The sequence below is a fragment of the Sphingobium sp. genome (assembly GCF_035511395.1).
Taxonomy (GTDB): Bacteria; Pseudomonadota; Alphaproteobacteria; order Sphingomonadales; family Sphingomonadaceae; genus Sphingobium.
On the sequence record NZ_DATKFP010000448.1, the window covers coordinates 1 to 8,687 of the forward strand.

Below are 8,687 nucleotides of genomic sequence, written 5' to 3' on the forward strand. Positions count from 1 at the left end.
CCTCGTGCGAACCGTGATGGGAATGGCGTTGCTGCGGCGCGAAGGCGGTCGGATCCACCATGACAATGGCGATGATTGCCAGAACGATCGCTGCGGCACCAAGTAGAGCCGCAAACAAGCCTGGTCCCCGAGCCTCACGCACATTCGGATAGAGGCTGTTCTTCTTGCGGCCGCTGATCATCGCGCGAACAAGGTTTTCGCCGGTGAGCAGCGACATCAACAGCACGGCGCCGACATGAAGCCCGATCAAAGCAAGCAGGCTGTAGGCGAGGGCTTCATGAAGGTCTTTGTCCATGCCGCCTGCCGCAACGCTGCTGCCGCTCCAGATGACGATTCCGGTCAATCCGATCAGCGCCACGACTGCGATCGCGCCCAGTGGATTATGACCCACGGAACGTCGAGGATGGCCAGCTAGAAGGTCGCGTGCATGGGTGGCGATTGCTGTTGGCCGAATGAAATTCACGAACCGGGCATGCTCGCCTCCGACGAAGCCCCAGATCAGACGGAACGCAAGCAAGGCAGCAGCAGACCATCCTGCGACCATATGCCACGATGCGATCGGACTATCGTCGTCGGAAGAGAGAAACGCGATCGAGATCGCTAGGACCAGCAGCCAATGGAATAGCCGTAGCGGCGTGTCCCAAACCTTGAATGTCCTTGTATATTCAGAATTTGTCATCACGTTCGCCTTTCCAGCTGGAAGGGCTACGGGTGTTCACTGACCGAATCCTGACGATGTGAGCAGCGTGGTTCAAACCACTGTTCCGAACAGCCTCCCGATGCCCGCGGTCGCAGCCAGGGCCAGCGCGCCCCAGAATGTGACCCGTAGGATTGATTTCATGGGGCGGGCGCCCCCGGCCCAGGCGCCAAGCGCGCCCAGCAGTGCGAGAAACAACAGGGTTGCCGCGACCTCGATTGCGACGAGGCTATCATGCGGAACGACGGCGACCAACATCAGGGGCATGAGGGCGCCTGTGCTGAAAGTTGCGGCGGATGTGAGCGCGGCCTGGATAGGGCGGGCGGTCACGACTTCGGAAATGCCGAGTTCGTCGCGGGCATGCGCGGCCAGCGCATCCTTTGCCATTAGTTCGTCGGCTACCTGCCGGGCCAGTTCCTCATTCAGACCGCGTTTGACATAGATGTCCGCCAGTTCCTGATGCTCGAGCACCGGTTGAACGGCGAGTTCACCTCTTTCCCGGGCGAGGTCGGCATTCTCCGTGTCCGCCTGAGAGCTGACCGAGACATATTCGCCGGCGGCCATCGACATGGCGCCTGCCACCAGCGCCGCCATCCCTGCGACCAGGATATTGGCCTTGCCCGCGCCGGAGGCTGCGACGCCGACGATGAGGCTCGCGGTCGAAACGATCCCATCATTGGCTCCCAGCACTGCCGCGCGTAGCCAGCCGATGCGTGACACCGCATGGCGTTCGGGATGGGATCTTAGTCGGCTCATGGTGTCCTTCGTAAAATGCCGTGAAAAAGTTCAACAGTCTTTCCTGACGAAACCCTGACGATGATTGGTAGCCGGCATAGCTCAGCAATCCCTACTTGAATCGGTCTACATTTGTCGCACCACGCTGAAATCGGCACTCGGTGAAGGGGCCGTCACGCTTGAATCCATAGAGATTGGAGAGACCCGGCCTAGTTCATGTGATCATGGCCTCCTGCAGGCGGCTCATGAGAGGCAGCGCCAATTCCAGATCATCCGGTTCGACGGCTGCCTCCAATATGGTTTCGACGTGCATGACGGCTATGTTCACAGCTTTGGCCTTCGCATGACCGCGGGGATCGATTTCGGAATCCGTCTTCTTGCGAAACTTCGGGGTGAAGAGACTGCAAAAATTACGTAACTCGCGATCGAATATGATCCAGCCCCCCGTTCGATACGGGTCGTCCACGTAATGCGAGTCCTGAACTAATCGCGACAGCGCGTGCGATTATGGGTGAGGATGCGGCCTATCAGGCCGCTTTGATCGCTGCGGAACGTCGCGTATGAGTGAGAGGCGCGTTAGAGGGGCTTACAAGCCGCATCAGCTTCCAGCCCAGGAAATAGCGGAACGGGAGCCGAACTGGGCAAGGATAACTTGCACTACGTCGCTCAATAACTGCGGCAATCCCCATTCGGATAACGGAAACCGAGCGTATATTGCGAGATGAAGCGATACGGCCTTCCGCTCGAACATGATCGCCGTCGCTGGACAATGGAAGCCGTGGACCGAAAGGGAGGTCCACGAAATCGTAGCCCGATCACGGGAAAGGAATTATCTTTCCCGATTGCTGACCCACATGCTTGCCGTTTTTCGCTGGCGGATGATCGAACAAGATTGGCGGCGCCTCCTCTCGCTGCTTGCTCCGTCAAAGTGAGCGGTTTCGCGCGGGCATCGTCCCCAGTCTACCGTTTCGGCGCCTTTGGGCGCTGCGCGCGGATTTCCGCCAGCAGCACGCCAAGATATTTCTCAGCTTCGGCAGCTTCGCTTTCGGGATAGGCGGCCGTCATGCGTCCGCTCCAATAGCCATAGTCGACTGTCGTCAGGCTGGAACGCCATGGTTTGCCGTCGCGATAGCCGGTGAAAGTTCCGCGATAGGCCTTGAGGCGGCGATTGGTTGGGATCGTCGCCGGTCCTTCCGACACGATGGTCGGCGCGGCAAAATGGGACATCGTAGCCTGACGCATGATCATATAGTGGTCGCGTGGCGGCATCTGGTCGATATGGACCACCGCCATCCGCACCACGATGCGATCGTCGCCGGTGCCGAGTGGCCGGTCGTAGCCGATGGCGATATACTCGCCGCCCGGATCGAATGCCCGTTCCCTGAGGCGGGTAAAGCCCTCGAATTCCTCCGGGAAGCGCAGGCCGCTGGCCACGTGGACAAGAGTTGTGCCGTCCGGCGCCAACTCAAATCCGTCGGGTACCGCGATTGCCGTGGCGTCGGCCGAAGGTGGCGCAGCGGGCGCGGTTTCAGCCAGTGACGGAGCCGCCGAGGACAGCCCCAGCAGGATGGCGGCGGCAAGGGAAACTGGAACGCGCAATGATCGGGACATCGAAGTCAAATCCTCTGGTGAGTATGTCGTAATTAGGCCGGTCTTCGCAATTACGGCAGGGGATTGTTTGGAATCAGGCGGTAAGACGCTGCGATGGACGCGAAGTCGGGATTGCACAACGTCATCGTTCGTTTGTATCCGCTTGGGCATCCTCGCCCGTGAGCACGGTCAGGGATGTGCCTGTACTCCCGCTTTCGAGGGTATCGGCCGTGACGATCAGCGTGCTTCCCGGTTTGAGCACCGACAGCAGGCCCCGTCTGAAGTCCTCGGGAAGGATTAGCCGCTCCCGGTCCTGCCGCGAGACTTCCCCCGTCTGTGCACCGCCAAATACAGGGAGGAACATCCAATGCGTCCCGTGTTCGTCGATGGAGGCGAGGTTGAAGGCCTGAAGGCCGGAGATCTTGCCGCGGATGGCGACAGGCGCCGAACCGATTTCGATGCCGTTTCGCAACACCACGGCGCGCTGGTCCGCCGCGCTGACGATTATGGAGATCGGCCCTGTGAGTGCTTTCTCTGGCTGCCAGACCGTCAAAAAGGCATTCCCGAACGACGAGCGCCGGGCCGTATCCTGCAGGATACGGGGAGCTGGGGCAAAGCGCGGAATCTCGCTTGCCTGCGTGATGATGACCGTCAGGCCAAGCTGCGTGACATCATAGAGGTGCTCGGCGAACGTCAGGGGAAACCGGATGCATCCGTGCGAGGCGGGATAGCCCGGAAGATTGCCGGCGTGCATGGCAATCCCGTCCCAGGTGAGGCGCTGCATGTAGGGCATCGGCGCGTCATTGTAGAGGTTCGATCTGTGCGCGACTTTCTTTTGGAGGATGGTGAAAACCCCGGTGGGCGTTTCGTGGCCGGCTGCGCCGGTGGAAACGGTCGAGATGCCGATCAGGACGCCGTTGCGATAGACATAGGCCCGCTGCCTGGCGAGGCTGACGATGATGACCACCGGACCATCGGGAGCCGTTTCGGGCGCCCACAGGAACTCTCCTGGCCGTAACGCTTCCACGCTCGCCGCGATCGATCCTGGATCAAGCGCCATAGCGCGGATCGGAGCGGCGGTCAGGCAGAGCGCGGCAGTCATGGTGCCGGCAAGAAGCGTTCGGCGCGAGAAGCGTGTCGATGGTGCGTGGGATGCGCCGGCCGTTGCCACGGCAGTGAGCGTCGGGGTTCGCAATATGATGTCTGGTGTTGTGATCTTATCCATCCTCTTCTGATCAGGCCATAATATCGGTCTGCTTCGCGACGGCCAGCGAATCCTTGCCGAAGAACATTTCTGTCCGTCCTGCAAATACACGGCGACACGTTCCTTGGTTGGCGGACCACTGCTGCTATGTTGCGTCGATATGACCCCGCGAACGATTCTGTTTCCAACCGATTTTAGCGGTCGCTGCGACCGAGCCCGCGACCGCGCGATACAGCTGGCGAGCGAGTGGCGCGCACATCTGGTTCTTCTCCATGTTCAGAGGGATCCCGATCCCGCAGACATGCTCGACGGACTGCAGGCTGCCGAGAGTCGCCTTCATGCCCGCTTGCGGGCGGAGGTGGCGGACCCGGATATTCCGGTCGAGACACGCCTCGCCACCGGCGCCGTCTCGCAGGCGGTGCTGGAAGCGTCAACCGCATGCGGGGCGGATCTCATCGTGACCGGCATCTCGCGCCATGACGATATCGGGGATTTCCTGATCGGCACGACCGTGGAGCGCATGATACGCCATGCTCATGCGCCGGTGCTTATCGTGAAGGAAAAGACTCAGCACCACTATCGCCGGGTCTTGGTCGCAACCGATTTCTCCGGCTGCTCGGCCCAGGCGCTTCGCACGGCCATGGCCGCATTCCCCGCTGCCGAGATCACTCTCGTTCACGCCTATCACGTGCCGCTGGAGGCACTTCGGGGCCGGGAAGGGCCGGCAGCTGCGCTGCAGGCCAGGATAGCCTATGATCTGGATGCCTTTCTGGACAGGACCGATCTGCCCGCCGACGCACGCGACAGGCTGGATATCAATGTCGACTATGGCGAGGTTTGCGAGGTTGTCCGCAATCATGTGAAGCTGAGCGAAACCGACCTGGCCGTGATCGGAACGCACGGTCGATCGGCCCTGACGGTGGCGGTGCTCGGCAGCACGGCGCGGGCGCTGCTCAGCCGTCTCGATTGCGATGTCCTGCTCGTGCGCCAGCAGCCGCAGGCGGATGCTGCCGTCTGATCCGGATCGTCATCCTTGCCTGCCTGGGCTTCGTCGCGGCGTCGATGCTCGCGACCTGGGTCTACGGCCTGTTCGCCAGTCGCGCGCAGGGGGAGCCTTCCTACGCACTGTCGATCGAACGCGGCCGGACGCCGCTCGATCAGCGTATTGGCGCCACGACGGATGCGCACCCCGGTGAGAGCGGCCTGCTTTTGCTGGACGAGAATCTCGACGCCTTCGCGGCACGTGGATTGTCGGCGCGCAAGGTCGAGCGCTCGCTCGATCTGATGTATTACATCTGGCACGACGATCTGACCGGCCGCCTTCTTCTGGCCGAGGCCCTGTCCGCGGCCGATCGCGGCGTCAGGGTGCGGATCCTGATCGACGACATCGGCACCAGCCATACATCTGATGCGATGATCGCCATGGCGCATCATCCGCATATCGAGATCCGTATCTTCAACCCGACCCGGGCGCGGCAGGGCGGCTTGCGGCGCGGCATCGAAATGATGCTGCGCGCCTTCAGCGTGACCCGGCGCATGCACAACAAGGCCTGGATCGCTGATGGCCGCGTCGCCATCCTTGGCGGGCGCAATATCGGCGACGCCTATTTCGATGCCGCGACGCAAACCAATTTCCGCGACATGGACGTGCTGGTGATGGGGCCAGCCGTCGCCCAGACGGAGAAGATCTTCGACGATTACTGGAACAGCGGCCTGGCGTTGCCGGTCGATAGGCTTTCGCCCTTGAAAGATCCTGGCGTGGCGCTGACGCGGATCGCCGCCGAATTGAGCAACGCTGCCAATGAGGCTGCCGCGCGCCCCTATCTGGAGCGCATCGCCAAACGGCTCTCGCTTCTCGATCCCGAGACCACGCGGCCCGACTGGACTCGCGCCGCCCGCGTGATCGCCGATCCGCCGCGCAAAGTGCTGGGCAAGGAGGGCAAGAACTGGCTGATGCACGACCTGCTGCCGGTCTTCGATGCGGCGCGGGAAAGGCTTGAAATCACTTCGCCCTATTTCATCCCCGGCGAGGAAGGCACGGCGGCGCTCGCCGCGATTGCGGCAAAGGGGGTTTCGGTCTCGGTCCTGACCAATTCTCTTGCGGCAACCGATGTCGCCGCGGTCCATGGCGGTTACGCGCGCTACCGTGTTCCGCTGCTCGAGGCAGGGATCAAGCTCTGGGAATTGCGGCCCGAGCATCAGGAGCGGGACTTTTCCCTGCGAGGATCGAGCCGGGCAAGCCTGCACACCAAGGCTTTCACTGCCGACGGGCATATGGGGTTCATCGGCTCGATGAACCTGGATCCTCGTTCGGCTTCCCTCAACACGGAAATGGGCGTCCTCTTCGAGTCCGAGGCCCTGGCCCGGAAGATGGCTGCCATCTGGCAGCGCGATACCGCGCCCTCCCGCAGCTATGAGGTCTGTCTGACGTCGGATGGCGACGTGGAATGGGCCGGGAGCCGGAACGGCGTGCCCGTCCGATACGACCGGGAACCGGAAGCCTCGTTCTGGCGCAGACTAACCGCACAGGCCATTGGCCTTCTGCCGCTGGAATCGCAGCTTTGACCCAAGCAGGCTTTCGGCGCCGTCTTCAATTTTGCGTGTTGCCGACGAATGGACCGTCTGCGACGGGGACCTGTTTCCTTGAGATCATGCGCTTGAGCGCGGATCGTTGTCGGAGCGCAGAAATCTGCTCCAGTCGATCTGGGCGAGCGCAGCAAGCAGGATGATCATGCCGATCTGCATCGCGATGCCCCACGGACTGGTGAGGCGCTCGGTAAAGACGTCACCCAGGCTCGATTTGCGGATCACGCCTGCTGTCGCGGCATAGATCGAATAGGAGACGAGACGCCCGACGAAAAACGCTGCTGTGAACTTCCCCAGCCTGATACCCGCAAGGCCGGCCGCTTCGAACAGTTGCGCCGAGGGAAGCGGAGAGAGAGCGAACAGTGCGAGCCCGAAAATCGCGCTTTTCGGTCGGTCCTCGACGACTTTTTTCGCTGCTTCGAGGTTGCGCTTTTGTTTCGCGGGCAAATAGTCCTTGAGAAATCGAAAGCCCCAGGCAAGCAGCAAACGTCCAAGAGCGGCCGCGAGCGCGCCAATGAACACGATCAAGGCGACAGGCAGATCGGTCGTCAGGCCATAGAGAACGATGATCGACCATGTCGGGGGACCGAACGCGGGCAACAGGTTGATACCAAGGACGATCAGGAAGAGAATCAGGCACGCGGTCATTTCGCCTTCGGCGTTATCGCATTTGCGCAGGGTCAGCGAGCCGGATGGGAGAGATGTCTTTCAGCCTGTCAATCCATGCGTCTACTTCTCGACGCGCGTCCAGATCTGCGACCGGCACCCGATGCGCCCGACGAGGCAGCCGTTCGCCTCGAGCCTGTTGCTGTCGAGTACCGTGACGCGCCCGGTGAAGGTCCGGCCGATATCGGGCACGAAAACGCGGCCGCGCCACACGCCGGGCTGCTCCTGCTCGAAATCACGAAACAGCTGTGCGCCCACCAGAGGATCCGGGCTGCCCTTGCGCGCATCGGCTTTCGCCTTGTCGTTAGCCCAGACGACGACACCGCACATCCTGTCGTCGCACGGTTGCGCGCGGATATGCACACTGTTTGCAGGGTTGCGCCAGATAGTCCCGGAAATGCTCGATGCCGGAGCATTTCCGACCGTTGCCGCCAGGATGAGCAAGACCGAAAGCGGTTTGTATCCTCCGATCATCCTGGCGTTTCCTTTGTTGTTCGGGGCAGGGCACCCTTGCCGCACTAAGTCTATAGCTTACCGATGCGGCGCAGACCCATGGCGAGGATGATGAGGAAGGTTCCTCGCAGCAGGAAGCTCAGGCCGACCGCCAATGCCAGGAAGGCAAGTCCGGTCGCGGGATCGCTGAACAGGAGGAGACCGCCCAGAACAGTGTCGAGAACGCCGAGTAGCAGGCGCCAGCCCCGGTCATGCGCAGACTGGAATGCGCCGACGATTTCGAAAACGCCGATGATGAGCAACCAGGCGCCGATCAGCGCGACGAGCGTCAAGGCCCCGGCGAAGGGATTGAAGAAAGTGATGGCGGCCGCGACGAGGCTCAGCACGCCGAGGAGGATCTCGATCCAGCGTGCGCGCCGGGAGAGCGAGGACAACCCGGCCGCGATAGCCAGTATTCCGTATATGAGGAGCGCCACGGCAAGGAAAACACCTGTCGCGAAGCCCGTCGCGATTGGGTTGAGGAGCGCAAAAACGCCGATCAGGATCACGAGCAGCCCATAAGCCAGGACCCAGCCCCAACTGGTCTCCAATGCCGGGTCGGCCATACCATAGGGGCTGGAATAGCGCCTCGATTGTGACGGCATGTGAAGGGCTCCTTCTTGGTGACTCGGAACTTTTGCTGTGAGCGTGTCGACTATTGCCAGAGTGCAACCTCAAGTCGAGCAGGAAGCGCTGATGTCGCAGGAGGCGTCGCTC

General features: G+C 61.7%; 10 protein-coding genes and 1 pseudogene. 3 read left to right on the forward strand and 8 right to left on the reverse strand.

Going from position 1 to position 8,687, the window contains the following annotated elements; translation table 11 throughout:
• The 3 genes from VMR39_RS30045 to VMR39_RS30055 all read right to left on the reverse strand — a co-directional run.
• A partial coding sequence (locus tag VMR39_RS30045; RefSeq protein ID WP_325422170.1) for a cytochrome b/b6 domain-containing protein occupies nt 1–679 on the reverse strand: 679 nt, incomplete at its 3' end.
• A 72-nt stretch (nt 680–751) separates the two neighbouring features.
• Nucleotides 752–1,453 (reverse strand): VIT1/CCC1 transporter family protein, encoded by a 702-nt coding sequence (locus VMR39_RS30050; RefSeq protein WP_021246266.1) that lies wholly within the window; start codon nt 1,451–1,453, stop codon nt 752–754.
• Between the two features lie 193 nt (nt 1,454–1,646).
• Nucleotides 1,647–1,898 carry a hypothetical protein gene (locus tag VMR39_RS30055; protein WP_021246267.1) on the reverse strand — a complete coding sequence of 84 codons (252 nt, stop codon included), beginning with the start codon at nt 1,896–1,898 and terminating at the stop codon, nt 1,647–1,649.
• Between the two features lie 280 nt (nt 1,899–2,178).
• On the opposite strand from VMR39_RS30055, the pseudogene VMR39_RS30635 reads away from it, so the two are divergent.
• Nucleotides 2,179–2,364: pseudogene (locus tag VMR39_RS30635) on the forward strand (DUF7079 family protein); the annotation flags it as partial.
• Nucleotides 2,365–2,392: 28 nt separating this feature from the next.
• Here VMR39_RS30635 and VMR39_RS30060 read toward each other — a convergent pair.
• Both VMR39_RS30060 and VMR39_RS30065 read right to left on the reverse strand, forming a co-directional pair.
• Complete coding sequence (locus VMR39_RS30060) at nt 2,393–3,043, reverse strand: hypothetical protein (protein ID WP_021246268.1); 651 nt, start codon at nt 3,041–3,043, stop codon at nt 2,393–2,395.
• Nucleotides 3,044–3,164: 121 nt separating this feature from the next.
• A complete protein-coding gene (locus tag VMR39_RS30065; protein WP_373280351.1) occupies nt 3,165–4,193 on the reverse strand; it encodes a L,D-transpeptidase in 1,029 nt (342 codons plus the stop codon).
• Nucleotides 4,194–4,386: 193 nt separating this feature from the next.
• On the opposite strand from VMR39_RS30065, the gene VMR39_RS30070 reads away from it, so the two are divergent.
• On the forward strand, nt 4,387–5,244 hold the full coding sequence (locus VMR39_RS30070; RefSeq protein ID WP_021690797.1) for a universal stress protein: 858 nt from the start codon (nt 4,387–4,389) through the stop codon (nt 5,242–5,244).
• A gap of 44 nt (nt 5,245–5,288) precedes the next feature.
• Complete coding sequence (locus tag VMR39_RS30075; protein WP_021246271.1) at nt 5,289–6,791, forward strand: phospholipase D family protein; 1,503 nt, start codon at nt 5,289–5,291, stop codon at nt 6,789–6,791.
• Nucleotides 6,792–6,875: 84 nt separating this feature from the next.
• Here VMR39_RS30075 and VMR39_RS30080 read toward each other — a convergent pair whose 3' ends face one another.
• From VMR39_RS30080 to VMR39_RS30090, 3 genes are all read right to left on the reverse strand, one after another.
• Complete coding sequence (locus VMR39_RS30080) at nt 6,876–7,412, reverse strand: hypothetical protein (protein ID WP_232037388.1); 537 nt, start codon at nt 7,410–7,412, stop codon at nt 6,876–6,878.
• 129 nt (nt 7,413–7,541) lie between these two features.
• Nucleotides 7,542–7,952 carry a DUF2147 domain-containing protein gene (locus VMR39_RS30085; protein WP_021246273.1) on the reverse strand — a complete coding sequence of 137 codons (411 nt, stop codon included), beginning with the start codon at nt 7,950–7,952 and terminating at the stop codon, nt 7,542–7,544.
• A 50-nt stretch (nt 7,953–8,002) separates the two neighbouring features.
• Entirely contained in the window at nt 8,003–8,575 is a 573-nt protein-coding gene (locus VMR39_RS30090; RefSeq protein WP_021246274.1) for an HdeD family acid-resistance protein, read from the reverse strand.
• Nucleotides 8,576–8,687 lie beyond the last annotated feature (112 nt).